The sequence below is a fragment of the Paenarthrobacter nitroguajacolicus genome, assembly GCF_031455195.1.
GTDB lineage: Bacteria > Actinomycetota > Actinomycetes > Actinomycetales > Micrococcaceae > Arthrobacter > Arthrobacter nitroguajacolicus_D.
Genome location: NZ_JAVDSH010000001.1, coordinates 111,831 through 130,643 on the forward strand (window position 1 = coordinate 111,831; position 18,813 = coordinate 130,643).

Annotated in this window: 17 protein-coding genes; 11 read left to right on the forward strand and 6 right to left on the reverse strand. The window is 62.7% G+C overall.

Going from position 1 to position 18,813, the window contains the following annotated elements; translation table 11 throughout:
• Positions 1 to 20 precede the first annotated feature (20 nt).
• Positions 21 to 503, forward strand: a complete 483-nt coding sequence (locus tag J2Y68_RS00590) for a DNA alkylation repair protein (RefSeq protein ID WP_309988439.1) — start codon at positions 21 to 23, stop codon at positions 501 to 503.
• Between the two features lie 106 nt (positions 504 to 609).
• Positions 610 to 2,112, forward strand: a complete 1,503-nt coding sequence (locus J2Y68_RS00595) for an FAD-dependent oxidoreductase (RefSeq protein WP_309988440.1) — start codon at positions 610 to 612, stop codon at positions 2,110 to 2,112.
• Here the strand turns inward: J2Y68_RS00595 and J2Y68_RS00600 are convergent.
• Positions 2,109 to 3,071, reverse strand: a complete 963-nt coding sequence (locus J2Y68_RS00600) for a hypothetical protein (protein ID WP_309988443.1) — start codon at positions 3,069 to 3,071, stop codon at positions 2,109 to 2,111. The genes J2Y68_RS00595 and J2Y68_RS00600 overlap by 4 nt on opposite strands.
• Before the next feature lie 80 nt (positions 3,072 to 3,151).
• Here J2Y68_RS00600 and J2Y68_RS00605 point away from each other — a divergent pair, with 80 nt between their 5' ends.
• The 4 genes from J2Y68_RS00605 (at position 3,152) to J2Y68_RS00620 (ending at position 7,637) form a co-directional block, all read left to right on the forward strand.
• Positions 3,152 to 3,640 (forward strand): DedA family protein, encoded by a 489-nt coding sequence (locus J2Y68_RS00605; RefSeq protein ID WP_309988445.1) that lies wholly within the window; start codon positions 3,152 to 3,154, stop codon positions 3,638 to 3,640.
• A gap of 31 nt (positions 3,641 to 3,671) precedes the next feature.
• Positions 3,672 to 4,475: a thioesterase family protein gene (locus J2Y68_RS00610; RefSeq protein ID WP_309988448.1), complete on the forward strand. Its 804-nt coding sequence runs from the start codon at positions 3,672 to 3,674 to the stop codon at positions 4,473 to 4,475.
• Positions 4,475 to 5,224 (forward strand): biotin/lipoate A/B protein ligase family protein, encoded by a 750-nt coding sequence (locus J2Y68_RS00615; protein ID WP_397334631.1) that lies wholly within the window; start codon positions 4,475 to 4,477, stop codon positions 5,222 to 5,224. Before J2Y68_RS00610 ends, J2Y68_RS00615 begins: the two co-directional genes overlap by 1 nt.
• 85 nt (positions 5,225 to 5,309) lie before the next feature.
• Complete coding sequence (locus tag J2Y68_RS00620; RefSeq protein ID WP_309988452.1) at positions 5,310 to 7,637, forward strand: FdhF/YdeP family oxidoreductase; 2,328 nt, start codon at positions 5,310 to 5,312, stop codon at positions 7,635 to 7,637.
• Positions 7,638 to 7,645: 8 nt separating this feature from the next.
• Here the strand turns inward: J2Y68_RS00620 and J2Y68_RS00625 are convergent, their stop codons facing one another.
• The 3 genes from J2Y68_RS00625 to J2Y68_RS00635 form a co-directional block, all read right to left on the reverse strand.
• Positions 7,646 to 8,287: an MBL fold metallo-hydrolase gene (locus J2Y68_RS00625; RefSeq protein WP_309988455.1), complete on the reverse strand. Its 642-nt coding sequence runs from the start codon at positions 8,285 to 8,287 to the stop codon at positions 7,646 to 7,648.
• Entirely contained in the window at positions 8,284 to 9,369 is a 1,086-nt protein-coding gene (locus J2Y68_RS00630; RefSeq protein WP_309988457.1) for an S-(hydroxymethyl)mycothiol dehydrogenase, read from the reverse strand. Before J2Y68_RS00630 ends, J2Y68_RS00625 begins: the two co-directional genes overlap by 4 nt.
• A 141-nt stretch (positions 9,370 to 9,510) precedes the next feature.
• Entirely contained in the window at positions 9,511 to 9,768 is a 258-nt protein-coding gene (locus J2Y68_RS00635) for a mycoredoxin (protein WP_018777778.1), read from the reverse strand.
• Positions 9,769 to 9,936: 168 nt separating this feature from the next.
• Here J2Y68_RS00635 and J2Y68_RS00640 point away from each other — a divergent pair, with 168 nt between their 5' ends.
• Positions 9,937 to 10,683: an SOS response-associated peptidase gene (locus tag J2Y68_RS00640; RefSeq protein WP_309989874.1), complete on the forward strand. Its 747-nt coding sequence runs from the start codon at positions 9,937 to 9,939 to the stop codon at positions 10,681 to 10,683.
• 3 nt (positions 10,684 to 10,686) lie between these two features.
• Here the strand turns inward: J2Y68_RS00640 and J2Y68_RS00645 are convergent, their stop codons facing one another.
• Together J2Y68_RS00645 and J2Y68_RS00650 are read right to left on the reverse strand one after the other, a co-directional pair.
• Positions 10,687 to 11,076: a hypothetical protein gene (locus J2Y68_RS00645; protein WP_309988461.1), complete on the reverse strand. Its 390-nt coding sequence runs from the start codon at positions 11,074 to 11,076 to the stop codon at positions 10,687 to 10,689.
• A 47-nt stretch (positions 11,077 to 11,123) separates the two neighbouring features.
• A complete protein-coding gene (locus tag J2Y68_RS00650; RefSeq protein WP_309988462.1) occupies positions 11,124 to 11,660 on the reverse strand; it encodes a TetR/AcrR family transcriptional regulator in 537 nt (178 codons plus the stop codon).
• A gap of 58 nt (positions 11,661 to 11,718) precedes the next feature.
• On the opposite strand from J2Y68_RS00650, the gene J2Y68_RS00655 reads away from it, so the two are divergent.
• From J2Y68_RS00655 to thrS, 4 genes are all read left to right on the forward strand, one after another.
• The gene (locus tag J2Y68_RS00655; RefSeq protein WP_309988463.1) at positions 11,719 to 12,774 is read left to right on the forward strand and encodes an FAD-dependent monooxygenase; all 1,056 of its coding nucleotides are present in this window, start codon (positions 11,719 to 11,721) and stop codon (positions 12,772 to 12,774) included.
• A gap of 79 nt (positions 12,775 to 12,853) precedes the next feature.
• A complete protein-coding gene (locus tag J2Y68_RS00660; RefSeq protein WP_309988465.1) occupies positions 12,854 to 13,171 on the forward strand; it encodes a DUF6504 family protein in 318 nt (105 codons plus the stop codon).
• A 3-nt stretch (positions 13,172 to 13,174) separates the two neighbouring features.
• Positions 13,175 to 16,675 carry a DNA polymerase III subunit alpha gene (locus tag J2Y68_RS00665; protein WP_309988467.1) on the forward strand — a complete coding sequence of 1,167 codons (3,501 nt, stop codon included), beginning with the start codon at positions 13,175 to 13,177 and terminating at the stop codon, positions 16,673 to 16,675.
• 119 nt (positions 16,676 to 16,794) lie between these two features.
• The gene (thrS, locus tag J2Y68_RS00670) at positions 16,795 to 18,804 is read left to right on the forward strand and encodes a threonine--tRNA ligase (protein ID WP_309988468.1); all 2,010 of its coding nucleotides are present in this window, start codon (positions 16,795 to 16,797) and stop codon (positions 18,802 to 18,804) included.
• The last annotated feature ends 9 nt before the right edge of the window (positions 18,805 to 18,813 follow it).

The window sequence follows — 18,813 nt, forward strand, 5'->3', positions numbered from 1 at the left end:
GGCCCTGACAAAATAGACAGGTGAGTGAAGCCGGTGAATTCGTGGACTACACGCTGCAGATGGAATCGACCTGGGAGAAAGCTGCGGTGGCCAGCGAGCGCCTCGGCGAAGGCCTCAAGGTGTACGGAGCGTCCGTCGGTGCAGTGCGCGGAACAATCCGCGATGCCCTGAAAAAATACAAAAACCTGAGCCACGACGACATCACGGCGCTGAGCTCGGAGCTGTGGGAAGAGCCTGTGTTCGAACGGCGGCTGGCAGCGGTGGTCCTGCTCCAAACCAAGGTAGCTTTGCTGGTCAACACGGACCTGACCCGCATTGAAGGCTTCATCCGGCAGGCCGGAACCCGGGAACTGGTGGATCCCCTGGCCAAAGATGTGGTGCGGCCACTGCTGGCCAGGCTTGAGGGTCTGGCGAGGGAGAGGGCGGACCGGGTGTTGGAGCGGTGGGCAGGCGACCCGGACCCTGAGCTGCAATATGCAGCTGGCCTTGCCGCCGCGGAATAAGCCCTGAGCCGCACCATAGCCTCTTGATAAGCACAAGCGGGCCGCCTACCGTTTCCATCAACACATGCCACGTGCCAATTCCGTGAATTGAGAGGCAGGTTGTTCGATGAAATCACTGTGGTTGGACAGGGAATCCGTCTTTAAGTCCGACCCCGTTCCACAGGAGAAGCACTTTGACTCGATAGTGGTGGGAGCGGGCATCACGGGGATGGTGGCTGCACTGTTGTTGTCCCGGTCCCGCCAGCGGGTGGTGGTTTTCGAAGCCCGAACGCTGGGTGCGGTGACCACAGGCAACACCACCGGCAAGTTGAGCCTCTTGCAAGGCGGGGCGTTGTCAGCCCTGCGCAGCCAGTACCCGCTGAAGGTGGTGCAGGCGTATGTGGAGGCCAACAAGACGGGGCAGGCGTGGCTCACCCAGTACATGGAGCAGCAAGCTGTCCCGTTCCAGCGCCGTACAGCCATCACCTTCGCAACCACCGACGACGGCGGCCAGCGGCTCCGGAAGGAAGCTGCGGTCTCGCGGGACGCAGGCTTGGATGTCCATTTCAGTCGTGACGCGGGCCTGCCGTTCAAGGTAGTGGAGGCGCTGGAGCTGGAAGGCCAAGCGCAGATCCACCCGATGGAGCTTCTGGACGCCTTGGCCCGGGATGTCCGGGAACATGGCGGCCTGGTTGTGGAAGGGGTGCAGGTTCAAAACGTTGGTGGCGACCGTCCCCTGAGCGTCACCACCAGGAAAGGCAGTTTCACCGCCGACACCGTGGTCCTCGCGACAGGCACACCTATCCTGAACCGCGGCTTGTACTTCGCCAAGCTGGAGCCAAACCGATCCTACGCCGCCGCTTTGAGGGTGCCGGGCGCCATTCCCCAGAGTATGTACCTCTCCATTGATTCGCCTACGAGGTCCCAACGCACCTACCCGGCAGCCGACGCAGAACTGTTACTGGTGGGCGGATACGGGCACGCCGGTGGCCGGGCGACGTCGCCACGACAACATCTGGACGATCTCCTCGGATGGGCCAGCCAGCATTATCGGGGGGCCGAGGTCACCCATACGTGGTCCGCCCAGGACTACCAGGCGACCAACCTCATGCCTTTCTTTGGCAAACTTCCCCGCGGCAAGGGGCGGATCTTCTTCGGGACCGGATACAACAAATGGGGCATGAGCAACGGGGTCGCGGCGGCCCTGTCCATCACTTCGGACATTTTGGGCGGCCACTCTGACTGGGCCACCACCATCCACCACCGCGTCACCTCGCCCAAGGGGGCGGCCGAAGCCATCCGGCATAACGCGGACATCGCCCGCAGGATGGTTGAGGACAAATCCAAGGTCAAAGCCAACCCCGAGATCACGGACGAAACCCGCCCGCCTGAGGGGAGCGGCGTCGTCGGCCTCTATAAGGGCGAGCCAGCGGCTGTGTCTACCGTGGACGGGAAAGTCTGCATGGTGTCCGCCAGCTGCGCACACCTGGGCGGACTGCTGGGTTGGAACGATGCCGAGAAGTCATGGGACTGTCCGTTGCACGGTTCGCGGTTCACTCCGGAGGGCAAGTACCTTGAGGGGCCCGCAACCCACCACTTACAAAAGTCGCCGGTCAAAAAGAAGGACTAACTCAACCGCTCTACGCGTCGTTGGGCCTGGTCCGCGATGCGTCGTTGCTGCGTGGCGGCCCTGACCGCGAGCTTCTTGTTGGATTCGGCGGTGTCCGCGTCCCGGGTGACGCCGATCAGTTCGGCTTCCAGCTCCGCCAGGCGGCGTTTGGCTTCCTCGATGTCCGTCTTGAGATTCGCCCGCCGGTCCGTCAGGTCCTTCACGACGTCCCACGCCTCGGCCGCAGCCCCTTCGGCTTTCCGAGCCTCATGATCGGCTGCCTCGAAGTCGGCTCGGGCTTCTTCCAGCGCCGCCGTCCGCTTGGCTGCCCGCCGATCGGCCAGGGAGGTAGCTTCTTCCTGGGATGCCTTTTTGGGCGCCCGTGTCTCCTTGGCAGGTTCCGGCCTATCCCGCTTCTTTGGTGTGGCCGCGTCTTTCGGCACGGCTTCGGCTTCAGCAACAACTGTGTCGCCGGGCCCGGCCGCAGCCACCGCGTCTGTCAGGTCCACTGACTCGAAGCCGCTCCCGCTCAGCCCCCGCACCAGCCTGCCAGTCGCCACGGCCGCGGCGGCTCCGGCATCAGCCATCGCCGCCCTCAGGGTCTGTTCGACGTCGGCAGCTGCTGCCGCACTCAGCGGCGCTCCCAGCTCGGCCGCCAGGTCTTTGGCTGCGTGGACGGCCGACGACAGCTCACCTTGGCGTTGCTGTCCGAGTTCGCGAAAAGCCTCTGCGTCTGATGCTTCCTGCGCAGACCGGAGCGACACGCCAAAACGTACGACGCCGTCAACCACCTCGGGTTTGTGAACGGCCAGCATGTTGATGGCCCAGGCGCCCGCAGCCGGCTTGGGTAGGCTGCCGATCTGCTTGGCCAGGTCCTTTTCGCCGTCCTCTTTGGCTTTTCGGGCCAACGCCGTGCGCTGGGCTGTGAAGTCCCGAGGCAAAGCGGCGTACAGCTCCTGGGCGGCATCGCGGAGATCCATGGACCCATCCTAGGGTTCCATCAGGCCAACCCAATGGAGCAAATCCGCAGAGGGAGAGTGCTTAGGGTAGCCTAAGTCGAGTGGACCAGATCATGAGCTTGCCCTTCGGTGTCGCCCTCGCGGCGCTTTTCGCGATTGTCATGATCCGCGTCAATGTCACGTATTGGATCGGCCGGGGAGCGGTTGCCGGGTTCGCCCACACCCGCTTCGGCAATTCCTTGGAGCGACCCAAAGCAGCCCGCGCGCAGGCCCTCATCCAGAGGTGGGGGCCGTACGCCGTCGTGCTTTCCTTCCTGACGGTTGGCTTGCAGACGGCCATCAACCTGGCAGCCGGCGCGGCCCGTATGCCGCTGCGCCGCTACTTGCCGGCAGCCGTCATTGGATCGGTGGTCTGGGCCCTGCTGTACGCCACCATTGGCCTCGCCGCCTTGGAAGCCTGGTTGGCGGTCGCAGCGGCGTCACCTGTGGGTGCTGCGCTGGGCGCCGCCGCTTTGGCAGCGGTGGTGGTCTGGTTTGTTGTGTTCCGCCGGCGTCGGGCAGCGGCCAAATCAGCGGATACAGTGGTCTGAGTTCTACAGCTGGATCGGCGAAAGGCTTGGATTGAGTACTGCATTACCGGATTTGGCGGATGGCGATTTCTACTATGAATCGTTGGGAACGGGGCGCTACCGCTCGACGATCCACGCCCAGGGTGCCTGGAATCCGCACGAACAGCACATGGCTCCGGCCTCTGGCATCATCGCTGATGCTTTGGTCCGGCACGAGCCCAGGAATGATGTTCGCCTGGCACGGATAAGTTACGAAATTCTGGGATTGATTCCCGGCGGCGAGTTCCAGGTCACCACCTCAACGCTGAGGCCGGGCCGGACTATCGAACTCATCCAGGCCGAACTCTCCGCAGGAGGTCGCGTGGCCATCCGTGCCGCTGCGTGGCGGATGATTACCAGTGACACCAGCGCAGTGGCCGCAGTTGAAGATGAGCCGATGCCCGCTCCGGACGAATGCAAACCGTGGGACGGCGCCAGCGTATGGCCCGGGGGCTATATCCGTTCCCTGGAAATGCGCTTGGCGGAAGGGCACCGTCCGGGTTCCGGCCGGGTGTGGATCCGGACCTCGCACCCACTGACCGATCGTGATGACAGCACGGACTTGGCACGGCTAATGGGACTGGTGGATACGGCCAACGGCATCGCCGCCCGTGTTCCGCCCGGAGAAAACAGCTACATCTTCCCCAACGTTGACCTGCAGATCCACATGTACAGGGCACCCGCCGGGGAGTGGTTGGGGCTGGATAACAAGGTCTCCTTCGGCGCAGACGGTATTGGACTGACATCCACTGTGCTCCACGACGTCAGCGGGCCTTTCGGCCGGGCCGAGCAGATCCTGACCCTGAGGAAGAGTTGATGCACGCGGCCACGACGGAGCGCGGGCAGCTTACGGCTTATCGTCAGCCTGAATCCATGGGGGCTGCAGAGGACCTCGACTTCGCACTGGAGCTCCTGAAACGGGTCCGGAGCGGGCAGGTGGGGCCGTCCCTGCGGCTGTACCGCCCGAAGCCGACGGTGGCCTTTGGCCAGCGCGACGCGAACCTGCCGGGCTTCGCCGCAGCCGAAGAGGCCTGCCGCGAGCTGGGGTTCGAGCCCCTGGTCCGGAAGGCCGGTGGCCGGGCAGCCGCGTACCATGAAGGCTCGTTGGTGATCGATCATGTGGAGCCACACCCGGACGCCATCGTCCGGGCCAAGGCCCGGTTTTCAGAATTCGGCGAGTTGCTGGCCGGTGCGCTTCGAAGCGTAGGCATCCATGCCGCCGTCGGCGAGATCCCCGGAGAGTATTGCCCCGGAGAGTTCAGCGTCCACGGTGAGGACCCGGACTTCCCCGCGCACCGGATCAAGCTGATCGGCACGGCCCAGCGGGTGGTCTCCGGCGGTTGGCTCTTCAGTTCCGTGATTGTCGTGGAGAACTCGCAGCCCATCCGCGAGGTCCTGACGGCCAGTTACGCAGCCCTCGGACTGGACTGGGATCCGGCCACCGCTGGTGCTGCAAGCGACCTTCTGCCGCACGTGGATGTAAAGACTGTCGAAGACGCAGTGATTGAGGCCTACCGTGGCTACGCAGACGTGCTCGACGGCGACTTCCGGACTCTTGTGGGCTAGGCGCCGCAGCCCCCGTTGAGCCGCTTGAATGCCGGGTTTAGGCTGAGGGAATCAGCTACCTAATCACGGGAATCGTGGTGGAACGATGGGCCGCAAGAAGGAACCCCTGGAGGATTCGGACGTAGGACTCAGCGTAGGCCCGCCGAAAAGGTCCGCGGCCGGTCTGCCCAGCCTCAGCGAAACGCTTCCGCATGCCATGGCATACATGGGGCCTTCCCGGGCATGGAAGACGCTGAAAGCAGTCAACCAAAAGGACGGTTTCGACTGCATGAGCTGCGCATGGCCGGACCCGCCGGAACGCAAGGCGGCGGAATTTTGCGAGAACGGCGCCAAAGCCATCGGCTGGGAAGCCGAACCTCTAAGGATCCCTTCCCAGTTCTGGGCCGACAATACCGTCCAATCGCTGGGCCAACGCTCGGAATACTGGCTCGGCCAACAGGGCAGGCTGGTCGAACCGGTGTACAAGGCAGCGGGTTCGGACCATTACGTCCCCATCGGCTGGGACCAGGCGTTTGGAATCATCGCCCAGGAACTGCATGCCTTGGACACCCCGGACGAGGCCACGTTTTACACCAGCGGCCGGACAAGCAACGAAGCCGCCTTCCTCTACCAGCTTTTCGTTCGCGCTTTCGGGACCAACAACCTCCCGGATTGCTCCAACATGTGCCACGAGTCCACCGGCGTTGCGATGGGGGAGACCATTGGCGTGGGTAAGTCCGCCATCACCTATGCGGATTTTGCCAAGTCCGACCTGATCATCATCATGGGCCAGAACCCTGGTACCTGCCATCCGCGGATGCTCACAGCGTTGGAAGAGGCCAAACGGGCGGGAGCGGACATCGTTGCCATCAATCCGCTCCCGGAAGCCGGGCTGATCAATTTCCGGAACCCGCAGAGCCCCCGCGGCCTGCTCGGAAAAGGAACCGACCTCGCGGACCAGTTCCTGCAGATCAGGCTTGCCGGTGATATGGCGTTGCTGCAGGCCGTTTCCAAGCGTGTGTTGGATGCGGAGAGCGCGGCTCCCGGCACGGTGCTCGACCGTACTTTCATCGATGAACATTGCCAGGGATTTGTTGGCTTCGCAGCACACCTGGCCACGTTGGCTGAGCGGGACGTCCTGGCGGCCACGGGCCTGGCCAGCAGCGAGATCGATGAACTTGCACAAAGGTACTTCCGGGCTGACAGGGTCATCATTACGTGGGCCATGGGCATCACTCAGCACAAGAAGGCCGTGGCCACCATCAAGGAGATCATCAACCTCCTCCTGCTCCGCGGCAACATCGGCAAACCCGGTGCGGGGCCCTCCCCAATCCGGGGCCATAGCAACGTACAAGGTGACCGGACCATGGGGATCTGGGAGAAGATGCCGCCGCGGTTCCTGGACGCGCTCCAGGACGAGTTCGGTTTTGACCCGCCGCGGAAGCCCGGCTTGGATGCCGTGGACAGCATCCGCGGGATGCGGGACGGCCGGATCAAAGTCCTGGTGGCGCTCGGCGGGAACCTGGTCCACGCGATCTCTGATACCGGGGTGGCCGAGGACGCTGTGCGCCGGACCCGCCTGTCCGTCCAGATCTCCACCAAACTGAACCGATCACATGTGGTGGTGGGTGAGCAGGCGCTGATTTTGCCCACGCTTGGACGTACCGAAAAGGACCTGCAGCGTGGTGTGGAGCAGTTCGTGACAGTGGAGGATACTGTCTGCGCGGTGCACCGCTCGGCCGGTCCACTCGAACCTATTGCCAAGGATGTGCTGTCCGAGGTCGCCATTGTTACACGCATGGCCCAGGCGGTCCTTGGCCACAAGGTGCCGGTTGATTGGGCCGGGCTTCGGTTCGACTACGACGCCATCCGGGACCACATCTCGCGGGTGGTCCCAGGGTTTGAGGGTTTCAATACGCGCATTCGCGGGAAGGACGGCTTTGTGCTGCCCCACGGACCCAGGGACAGCAGGACTTTCCCGACAGCCACGGGGAAGGCCATGTTCACGGTGAACCAGTTGGAGACCATCGGAGTACCGGCTGGCCGCCTGCTCCTACAAACCATCCGTTCGCATGACCAGTTCAACACCACCACCTACTCCATGAATGACCGCTACCGTGGCATCAAGAAGGGCCGCATGGTGCTGTTGGTCAGTCCGGAAGATCTTGCGGGACTGGGATTCGAGGATGGCGGCTACGTTGACGTCCACAGCGAAGCCGAGGACGGTAAGGACCGCGTGCTGCGCCAGTTGCGCCTGGTCTCATACCCCACGGCCCGTGGCTGCGCAGCAGCCTACTATCCGGAGGCGAATGTTCTGGTGCCCTTGGATTCCACGGCTGAGGACAGCAACACGCCGGCATCCAAGTCTGTGGTTATCCGGCTTGAGCCAGCTGACGCCCCGGACTTTGGGACGCCAGCCGGCTCAGGCCGGTGAGTGCGGGACTAGTGTCCGCGGGCGATCCATTCGTCCAGGTGCGGGCTCTCAGAGCCGATGGTGGTTGCGTCCCCGTGTCCAGTGCGGACCACTGTATCCCCGGGCAGGGACAGCAGCCTGGTCCGGATGGATTCAATGATGGTGGGGAAGTCGCTGTAGGACCGTCCGGTGGCACCCGGGCCGCCCTGGAAGAGGGTATCGCCGCTGAAGAGCGTTCCCTCGCTGGGGAGGTGGAATGAGACAGAACCCGGCGAGTGGCCGGGTGTGTGGATGGCTTCCAGGGTTGCCCCGGCGACGGTGAAGGTATCTCCGTCAGCGATGGCATTGTCAGGATCGGTCCCGGGGAAGACATCGTGCCAGAGCATCCAGTCGTCCTTGTGCAGGGAGACCGGCGCTTTGGTGAGTTCCCGGAATTCGCCGGCATAGCGGATGTGGTCGTCGTGGCCGTGAGTGAGCAGGATGGCTTTCACTGTGCGGCCGTTGACGGCTTCGACAATCGCGGCGGGATCGTGGGCGGGATCGATGACGATGCACTCGTCGGCGTCGCCGATGATCCACACGTTGTTGTCCACATCCCACGTGCCTCCGTCGAGGGAGAAGGTGCCGGACGTAACGACGCGATCAATCGTGGGGTTGGTTTCGGCGTTCACAGTTCGACCACCGATCGGAGGACGGCGCCCTGGTGCATCTTGTCGAACGCCTCTTCCACCTGGTTGATGGTGATGCGCTCCGTGACGAAGGCATCCAGGTCCAGCTTGCCCTGCTTGTAGAGGTCAACCAGCATGGGGAAGTCCCTGGAGGGCAGGCAGTCACCGTACCAGGAGGACTTCAGCGACCCGCCACGGCCAAAGACATCCAGCAGCGGCAGTTCAAGCGTCATTTCGGGCGTGGGGACGCCCACCAGGACAACGGTTCCGGCGAGGTCGCGGGCGTAGAAAGCTTGCTTGTAGGTTTCAGGACGGCCGACGGCGTCAATCACCACGTCTGCTCCGAAACCGCCGGTGAGCGCACGGATTTCCTCAATGGGGTCCCCTGCGGAGGAATCGACGGTGTGGGTGGCGCCCAGTTCCTTGGCGCGTTCGAGCTTCTTGGCGTCAATGTCCACCGCAATGATGGTGGTGGCCCCTGCGAGTGCAGCGCCGGCGATGGCTGCGACGCCGACGCCGCCGCAGCCGATGACGGCTACGGAATCGCCGCGCTTGACGCCGCCGGTGTTGATCGCGGCACCCAAACCTGCCATGACGCCGCAGCCGAGCAGGCCGACTGCGGCGGGATCGGCGTCGGGGTCTACTTTGGTGCACTGGCCGGCAGCAACGAGTGTCTTTTCGATGAACGCTCCGATGCCCAGGGCCGGCGACAGCTCGGTGCCGTCTTCGAGGGTCATCTTTTGCGTGGCGTTGTGGGTGTTGAAGCAGTACTGGGCCTGGCCGCGCTTACAGGCACGGCAGTTTCCGCAGACTGCACGCCAGTTGAGGACTACGCGGTCGCCGGGGGCGACCTCGGTGACGTCGGGGCCCACAGCGCTGACGACGCCGGTGGCTTCGTGGCCCAGCAGGAACGGGAAGTCGTCGCTGATGCCGCCCAGTTTGTAGTGGAGGTCGGTGTGGCAGACGCCGCTGGTGAGGATGTCAACGAGTGCTTCGCCGGGCCCTGGTTCGGGAACCAGCACTGTTTCGAGGGTTGCGGGTGCGCCTTTGGAGCGGACGACTACGCCTTTGACTGCGTGGACCATGGAGAGGGTTCCCTTCGGGCTCGCGGAGAGCGGGCCCGGCTAACTGCAGAAGGGCCCGCTACGGATTCCCAATCTGTCTATCACAGGTGGCAGGCAGTTAGTGGATTGTTCCGTGCGGACCCTTCAGGGTGGGCGTGCGCCCTAGGCTGCGAGTCGGCTTTCAACCTCGGAGGCCGAGGGGTTGGTGGCAGCGGTTCCGTCGGGGAAGAGCACGGTGGGAACGGTGCGGTTGCCACCGTTGAGCTGTTCGACGAGTTCGGCGGTGCCATCGACTTCTTCGATGTTGATCTCGGTGTAGCCGATGCCCTTGGCGTCCAGCTGCTTCTTCAGGCGGTTGCAGTAACCGCACCAGGTGGTCGAGAACATGGTGATGGTGCCGGAGTCGGGAGTGAAATCCACAGAGCTCTCCTCAGTGATGGTCGTTTCGCGGGTTGGTTCGTTCGTATCAACGGTAACCCGGCGCCGAATAATTCCCGTCCGGCCGGGAAGCGCACGTTACATCACGTGTCCGCGCTGGTGCGTTCCTTCGGGAAAGGGCAGACTGTTCGCATGTGTGGACGCTATGTGATGGCCCGTGCGGTGGGGGACCTTCTCGCCGATTTTGACGCCGAACTTGAAAACGAGATCGCCCTTGAAAAGTCGTGGAATGTGGCCCCGACGGACGCGGTTCCCATTGTCCTGGAGCGCCTGGTGGAGGACAACCTGAAGCGGCAGCTGCACGTTGCCAAGTGGGGGCTGGTCCCCTCATGGGCCAAGGATCCCAAGGGTGGCGCCAGGCTGATCAACGCCCGCAGTGAGACCCTCCTGGAGAAGCCCTCCTTCAAGAAAGCTGCCGTGGCCCGCCGTTGTGCGGTCCCAGCCGATGGCTACTACGAGTGGAAGAAGGGGGAGGGCAAGAGCAAGCAGCCCTATTACGTGCACCCGGGGGACGGGCACGGACTGGTCTTTGCGGGATTGTATGAGTGGTGGAAGGACCAGTCGGCTTCACCTGACGACCCGGGACGCTGGCTGCTTTCCATGTCCATCCTTACTGCCGACACCCCGACTGCCGAATCAGCCCGGACCCGCCGCAGCGCCTCGGTGTTCGATGAACTCACTGCCCTTCACGATCGTGTTCCGTTGCCTATGGGAACCGAAACAATGGAAGCGTGGCTCGATCCGCGCGAGAAAGATGCGGCGGGATTGGTGGAGCTGGTCCGGTCCAGGGCACATGACGCGGCAGCCGATTGGACAATTGACCCGGTGGGCGCCGCCGTCGGTAATGTCCGCAACAACTCACCGGAACTCATTGAACCGGTGGAAGGGCTCTTCTAGGTCTTAGAGAGCTTCGGTCACGGGAACGCCGGACTGGAACTCGCGGCCGTCCGCTTCGCTGAACGCTGTCATGACATGGCCTTTGCTGAGCCCATGGATGGCGGAGAGGGGGAAACTGCCCGTGATGACGTTTCCGGAGTGCTCCACGCCCTTGATGTCGTAGTTTTCCTCTGCGCTGAGGGAGTGGTTGAACGAGTAGAACGAGATCGCTTCGCCGTTCATGAACTCGATGCCAAGCCTTCGCTGGGAGGAGTAGTCTTCGCTGGCAGCTACAAGGCCCACAACGTAGGCGCCGGAGCCCGGTATGTTGCCGTCAATTTCGAACCGTGCCACCAGGTTCTCGTCCGAGGCGGAGATGTTGACCTGCTTGAGGAGTGCGTCATTGGTACTCATGCCATAATCCTGCTCTGCGGACCCGCTGCCGTCCACCCCTTTGCCGGTCATCCCTCCAGAAGGCGTTGGACGTTGCTTGCTACAACCGAGGGCTCGAGGCTTCGTCCCCGGCGTGCGGTGAGGGTGTGCAGCGCCAACCCGTCGCTGTAATCGGCCACTGCTTCCGCCCGCGCCCTGGCATCGGCAATGCCCATGGTTTCGAGAACCTGCGCCAAGGCGGAAAGCATCCTTTCGTGGCCCGCTGCCACAACGTCCGGCTGATCGAGGGCGAGGACGAACCGGGCCCGGGTCAGTTCAGCGTTTTCGTGCGCGAGTGCCATGAGTGCGGTGGCGAGTTGTCCCGCCAAGGCGGGCACCGACGTCGGGACCTCAAAACGGCCCTGCTGCAGAAGCATGTTGTCCAGTTCTTCGACGCGGTCGACGGCGGCGGTGACGAGGGCGGCGCGGCTGCGGAAATAGTTCGAGGTAGTTCCGACGGCGACGCCGGCCTGGGCGTCGACGGCCCGGTGGGTGAGTCCCTTGAGTCCCTGGGCGGAAACAACGGCGAGCGCTGCGTCGGCTAACTGTGTACGTCGGTCAGGCATGGCGAAAGTCTAGCTTCAACCCCTGGTACCACTACAAATGTAGTAGTACAGTGACCGCATGGAAACCGTACACATTATTGGCGGCGGCATAGCCGGGCTCGCGCTCGCAGCGCGGCTGGACCCCGGAAGATTCAGCGTCACCCTGTACGAGCAGAGGCCCCACCTCCCCACGGTGGGAACAACCCTGGCGATGTGGCCCGAAGCCCAGCGGGCCCTTTCGGAACTGGGGATCCTCGGGGCCGTCAGGGACCGGGGCGCCATTATTACCGCGGGCGCCCTCCGGTATCCGGGTGGAGAGCCGGCGTTGTCCATGGAGGGCGAGGGGCTGTTGGGGGTCTCGCGGACCGAACTCCTCAGCCTGTTGGACTCCGCAGTGCCGAATGTTGTTCGGAGGGTCACGGAGAGGGTGCAAAGCGTTCCCACTCGTACAGGTTTGACGGTCGGCGCGGATGGCGTCCACAGCGTGGTTCGCCAGGGCGCATGGGGAAAGCGCAGCGCCGCCAGTGCCACGCCCTTCCTGGCAGTCCGCGGAGTGGTACCCACAGTCCCATCGCCGGAAGATGTTGGAGAGTACTGGGGCCGGGGAGAGATCTTCGGCTTGGCCCCCGCTAAGGGCGGAACCAACTGGTACGCCTCCTTCAGGTCGCCCCTGGGTCCCGGGCGGGTCGACGTCGAAGAAGCGCTGGAGGTAGCAAGGGTCCGCTATGACCAATACTCGCCAGCCGTGCAACACGTGCTTTCCCAGGCCTCGCCGGAAAATTCGCTGGCGCAACGCATCTGGACCACCCCCGCCCTGGGCCGCTATGCGAAGGGAAACGTCGTGTTGCTCGGAGATGCCGCCCACGCCATGACGCCCAACCTCGGAAGGGGCGCCTGCGAAGCACTGATAGATGCCGTGACCCTAGGTGGGCTGCTCAATGATCTGCCGCTGAAGGAGGCGCTCGCCGGCTACGAAAGGAAGCGCGTGTTCCGCACCCAGCAAATGCGGTTGGCATCGTCCCTGATGGGCAGGATTGCCCTCGCCCAGCGCATGCAACCCGTGCGGGATGCCCTGCTGAACCAGGCGGGAAGGCAGGTCTCCCGGGTCAAGGGAAAGGCAAAAACTTCGAAGTAGGTTTTGTCGGTGCAGCGTCGTAAACTGGACTTATTCGAACATACTTTCGAATAAGGATTAGGGCGCAAGGAGTGTGGATATGGGACTGTTCAGCGAATCAGTGGACGTCATCTGCACAGGCCAAGGCCAACCACTGGAAGTTACGTGGAAGGGGACCAGCTACAAAGTCGCGGGAGAACCGAACCGATGGTTTGAACGACGCAAGTGGTGGGCAGAGGAAACCCGTGCACCCATCGGCAGCGGAGCAGGGCTGGTCGACCACGAAATCTGGCGCGTCCAACTCGAAAACACGATCACCCTTGACATCGTCCGCCACCTTGGCAGCGGGCGGTGGCGGCTCCTCCGCATCCACGATGCAGCACCGGCAAGCGCCGTTGAGCCCGACGAAGCAGCGTGAACCTTGAGCTTCACCCACCTGCACGTCTCAACAGCCTTCAGCGCCCACTACGGGGTCTCCTGGCCCGATGAACTCGCCCAAGCCGCCGCAGCAGACTCAGCAACCGCGCTCGCCTGTACTGACAGGGACGGTCTGTACGGAACCGTTAAACACATCAAGGCCTGCATGGACGCGGGAATCGACCCCATCGTGGGGGTTGACCTTGCAGTCTTCGACGACGACGGCGACCACCGCACCCAAATCGCGGGCCGCGTCGTCGTCCTGGCCCACGGCAACAACAACGGCGCCGGATACAGGGCGCTCTGCCGCCTCATCTCCGACGCCCACGCACGGACCTCAGGAAAAGCCGGCGGAACAATCCCGGTGGCAGTCACCAGAAGCGAACTCGCCTCACGAACCCTGGATCCCCAAACACTCAAACCTGTACTCACCGTCCTGATAGGCCCCGACTCCGATGTTGGGCAATCAATGGGAGGACGCAAATACCTCAGGCCCCGGACCCTCTTCAAAGAGTGGATCAACGCCATGCCACCGGGCACCATCGTCGCCGAAACAGTGACCCACCTCAGCGCCCCCGGTGAACCCCTCAGCACCGCCCATGCAGTGCGGATGCTCAAACTGGCACTTGAATACAACGTCCCGGCAATCCTCACCAACGCCGTCCGCTACTGCGCACAGGACGGCGCCGCCACCGCCGACGTCCTCGACTCAGCACGCACCCTTAAATCCCTCCCCGAGCTCTCAACCGCCCCCATGCTCCAACCCACGGGCCAGGGATGGCTCAAGAACGCCCACCACATGCTCCAACTGGGCAAGGAAATCATGGGTGCCGCCGGTCAGGGCAAAGCCGACCTTCACAAACTCCTTGCCAACACTGAAGCCCTCGCCGACAAATGCCGGATCAACCCCGTCCTTGATATGGGATGGAAAACACCGGTTGTCCCTGAAGCCTCCATCATCGGCATCGAAAAAGATCCAATGGTCGAACTGGCCGAACGTTGCAACGCTGGAATCTCCCGACGATTCCCCGGCATCAGCGGACCGGCAGAAGAACAGCTGCGCTCGCGGTTGGACCACGAGCTTGGCATCATTGGCAACCTGGGGTTCGGGTCATACTTCCTCACCGTGGCCGAGGTTTCACGGATGATCCTGGACATGGGGGTCCGGGTCGCGGCCAGGGGATCCGGCGCCTCCAGCCTAGTCAACTATTTGATCGACATCAGCCAGGTGGACCCGATCCGCCACGACCTCATCTTCGAACGTTTCCTGTCCGGGCGCCGGTCAACCCTGCCGGATATCGACATCGATGTGGAAAGTGCGGAACGGCACAACGTCTATCGAAAGATTTTTGACCGGTTTGGAGCCGAGCGCGTCACCCTCATGAGCATGCAAAACGGGTACCGGGCAAGGGGGGCCGTCCGGGATGCGGGGATGGCGCTGGGCATGGACGAAGGCGAAATCGGCGAAATCGCCAAGCAATTGTGGAGGTTTTCTGCCCGCAAATTCCGTGAGGCGCTGGTGGAGAAGCCTGAGCTTCGCGATTTTGCCGGGCGGGTGGAACGGGGTGCTTTGGAAGAAAACCAGCAGCTCGATCTGCTGGTGGACCTGACCGAAAGACTGGACCGCTTGCCCCGCCACATCTCCATGCACCCCTGCGGAGTGATCCTGGGTGATGCCACCCTCCTGGACCGGACTCCTGTACAACCCAGCGGGTTGGGCCTGCCCATGAGCCAATTCGACAAGCACGACATGGATCCCATGGGCATGCTGAAACTGGATGTCCTTGGCGTGCGTATGCAAAGTGCCATGGCTTTTGCTGTCCGGGAAGTCATCCGTTTGCATCCAAGCAAGGACGAGGTAGTGAAAGCCGGCAGGCATCCCGTGGGGCCGGGTGGTTCGGGTCCTGACTATATTGCGCCGGATGGCAGGATCGACCTCAACGCCGTCCCCTTCGACGATCAGGCCACGTATGAGCTGATCAGAAGCACGCACACCCTGGGGTGCTTCCAAATCGAGTCCCCGGGCCAGCGCGAGCTCATTGGCAAGATGGCACCCCGGGAATTCAACGACCTCATCATAGATATTTCCCTCTTCAGGCCCGGGCCCATGAAATCTGACATGGTCCGGCCCTTCCTGGAGCACAGGCACGGTTTTGCCCCTGAGGTCTACCCTCATCCGGACCTCAAGCCGGTCCTGCAGGAAACGCATGGCGTGACGGTGTTCCACGAACAGATCCTCAAAACATTTGATGTCATGACCAACTGCGGACTGGACAGGGCTGACGAGTTCCGTCGTGCCCTGGGTGACGATGTCCACGAACCCGGCGTCGAGAAATTCTTTCGCAAGGAAGCGATCAGGAACTATCCGCCAGAAGTCGTGGACAAGGTCTGGGGGACTCTTAAGGCCTTTGGCAGTTTCGGTTTCTGCAAGGCCCATGGTGCGGCGTTTGCCGTGCCCACCTACCAATCTGCCTGGCTCAAGACCCATCATCCCGAAGCTTTCCTCGCAGGGCTGTGGGAACACGACCCCGGAATGTACCCCAAACGCCTCCTGGTGGCAGAAGCCCGCCGGCTTGGCATTCCCATCCTTCCGTTGGACATCAACCGAAGTCATGCTGAATACCGGGTCGAGAAAATCCAGGAGGGCCCTGACGCGGGCAAGCTCGGCATTCGCTTGAGCCTGACCGGCATCTATGGGCTGTCCGGTGCGGAGCTGAAGAGGATTGTTGCCGGCCAGCCATACGATTCCCTCGCGGACCTCCGGGCCCGGGCAAGGGTGAGCAAGCCAAACATCAAAAGGCTGGCCCAGTTAGGGGCCTTTGATGCCCTGCATAAGGATTCCGGCGGAAAAGCAAACCGCGCAGACCTCGTACAGCACCTGCAAGCCCTCCAAACAAGTCCAGCCAGGAAGGCTGCCGACGTCATTGAGGGGCAACTGTCTTTTGCGCTGGGGGATGTTGAACTGAGGAACCTGGCTCCGGAACTGCCAGCCCCCACCAGGGTGGAAAATGTCAGGGCCGAGCTTGACCTGATGGCAATGGATGTCAGTGAGCACCTGATGGACAGCCATAGGCCGTTGTTGGACAAGCTCGGAGTCACCACTGCTGACAAACTTCTGGGGCTGCGAAATGGCACTGAGGTCCTGGTGGCGGGAGTGCGGGTCGCCACCCAAACCCCACCCATGCGGGGAGGGCGGCGTGTGGTGTTCATCAGCATCGACGACGGCACCGGTTGCGTTGATTCAGTCTTCTTTCACGAAGCACAGGAAGATTCGGGTCCGCTGCTGTTCGGCACCCGGATGTTGCTGATCCGGGGGACTACCAGGAGGACCGGTCCCAGGGGAATCAGCCTGAGCGCCAGCAAAGCCTGGGACCTTGGCAAGCCCGAGACCTTGCCCTACGCGGAACTCCTTCCGTCCGGAGCTGGCCTGCCTGATGAATATACGCATCACGGACCACTTCACGGGATCTCCCGGAACCTTGCCATCACGGGCTTAGGCAGCTGAATCCGGCGACGGCGTGCTGCTTTGGCCGCCTTCACCGAAACGGATACGATTGACGGTGGCTGGCTGTGGTCCCCGTACGCCACAAGCTATGAAGCCTCAACTATGAATAGGAGACACCCGTGTCAGATGCCCAACAGATCACCCTCATCGTCGATGGCGAAGAGACCAAGGTGACGGAAGGGACTACCGGCGCGGAACTCTTCTTCGAGCGCCGCGACGTCGTTGTAGCCCGTGTCAACGGTGTGCTGAAAGACCTCGACCAGGTGCTTCCCGCTGACGCTGAGATCGAAGGCGTCACCATCGAATCACCCGATGGCCTCAACGTGCTGCGCCACTCCACCGCGCACGTCATGGCACAGGCTGTGCAGCAGTTGCGCCCCGACGCCAAGCTTGGCATTGGCCCGTACATCACGGATGGCTTCTACTTCGACTTTGACGTAGCCGAGCCATTCACGCCGGAAGACCTGCGCCAGCTGGAAAAGATGATGCAGAAGATCATCAACCAGAACCAGAAGTTCGTTCGCCGCGTGGTCACCGAAGAAGAAGCCCGCGAAGCCATGGCAAACGAGCCCTACAAGCTCGAACTGCTGGGGAAAAAGAACGATGCAACCGACGCCGCGGAGGGCGTCAACGTTGAGGTCGGCGCCGGCGACATCACCATCTACGACAATGTGGACAGGAAGAGCGGCGAGAGCGTCTGGTGCGATCTGTGCCGTGGACCGCACCTGCCCAACACCAAAATCATTTCCAACGCTTTCGCGTTGACCCGTTCCTCCGCTGCCTACTGGCTGGGTAACCAGAACAACCAGCAGCTGCAGCGCATCTACGGCACGGCCTGGCCCACCAAGGAGGCGCTCAAGGCCTACCAGGAACGAATTGCCGAGGCCGAGCGCCGCGACCACCGCAAGCTCGGTGTGGAACTGGACCTGTTCTCCTTCCCGGACGAGCTCGGATCCGGCCTCCCCGTTTTCCACCCCAAGGGCGGCATTATCCGCAAGGAGATGGAGGACTACTCACGCAAGCGCCACGTGGATGCCGGCTACGAGTTCGTTTACACCCCGCACATCACCAAGGGACACCTTTACGAGGTTTCCGGCCACCTTGACTGGTACAAGGACGGCATGTTCCCGGCGATGCAGGTGGACGCCGAATTCAACGAAGACGGCACGGTCCGCAAGCCGGCACAGGACTACTACCTGAAGCCGATGAACTGCCCCATGCACAACCTGATCTACCGCTCGCGTGGCCGTTCCTACCGTGAACTTCCGTTGCGCTTGTTCGAGTTCGGATCTGTGTACCGCTACGAGAAGTCCGGTGTCGTGCATGGCCTGACACGAGTTCGCGGCATGACACAGGACGACGCCCACATCTACTGCACGCGCGAGCAGATGAAGGACGAACTCACCACCACGCTGAACTTCGTCCTGGGACTCCTCAAGGACTATGGCCTGGACGACTTCTACCTGGAGCTCTCCACCAAGAACGAGGAAAAGTTCGTCGGTGACGACGCCGCTTGGGAAGAGGCCACACGCACCCTTTCCGAGGTCGCTGCGGCTTCCGGCCTGGAACTGGTTCCGGATCCGGGTGGAGCAGCTTTCTACGGTCCCAAGATCTCCGTGCAGGCCAAAGACGCACTGGGCCGGACCTGGCAGATGTCCACCATTCAGCTGGACTTCAACCTGCCCGAACGCTTCGAACTGGAGTACCAAGCCGCCGACGGCACGCGCCAGCGGCCGGTCATGATCCACCGGGCCCTCTTCGGTTCCGTGGAACGCTTCATGGGTGTCCTTACCGAGCACTACGCAGGTGCTTTCCCCGCATGGCTTGCCCCCGTCCAGGTAGTGGGCATTCCCGTAGCCGAGACTTTCAACGACTACGTGTTCGACGTCGTGGACCAGCTCAAGGCCGCCGGAATCCGGGCTGAGGTGGATATCTCCTCGGACCGCTTCCCGAAGAAGATCCGAACCGCCAGCAAGGACAAGATCCCGTTCGTCCTCATTGCCGGAGGCGAGGACGCCGAAGCAGGCGCCGTGTCATTCCGCTTCCGGGACGGCAGCCAGGATAACGGCGTGCCCGTGGCAGAGGCGGTCCGCCGGATCGTGGACGCCGTCAAGAACCGCGAGAGCTGACGGAACGGG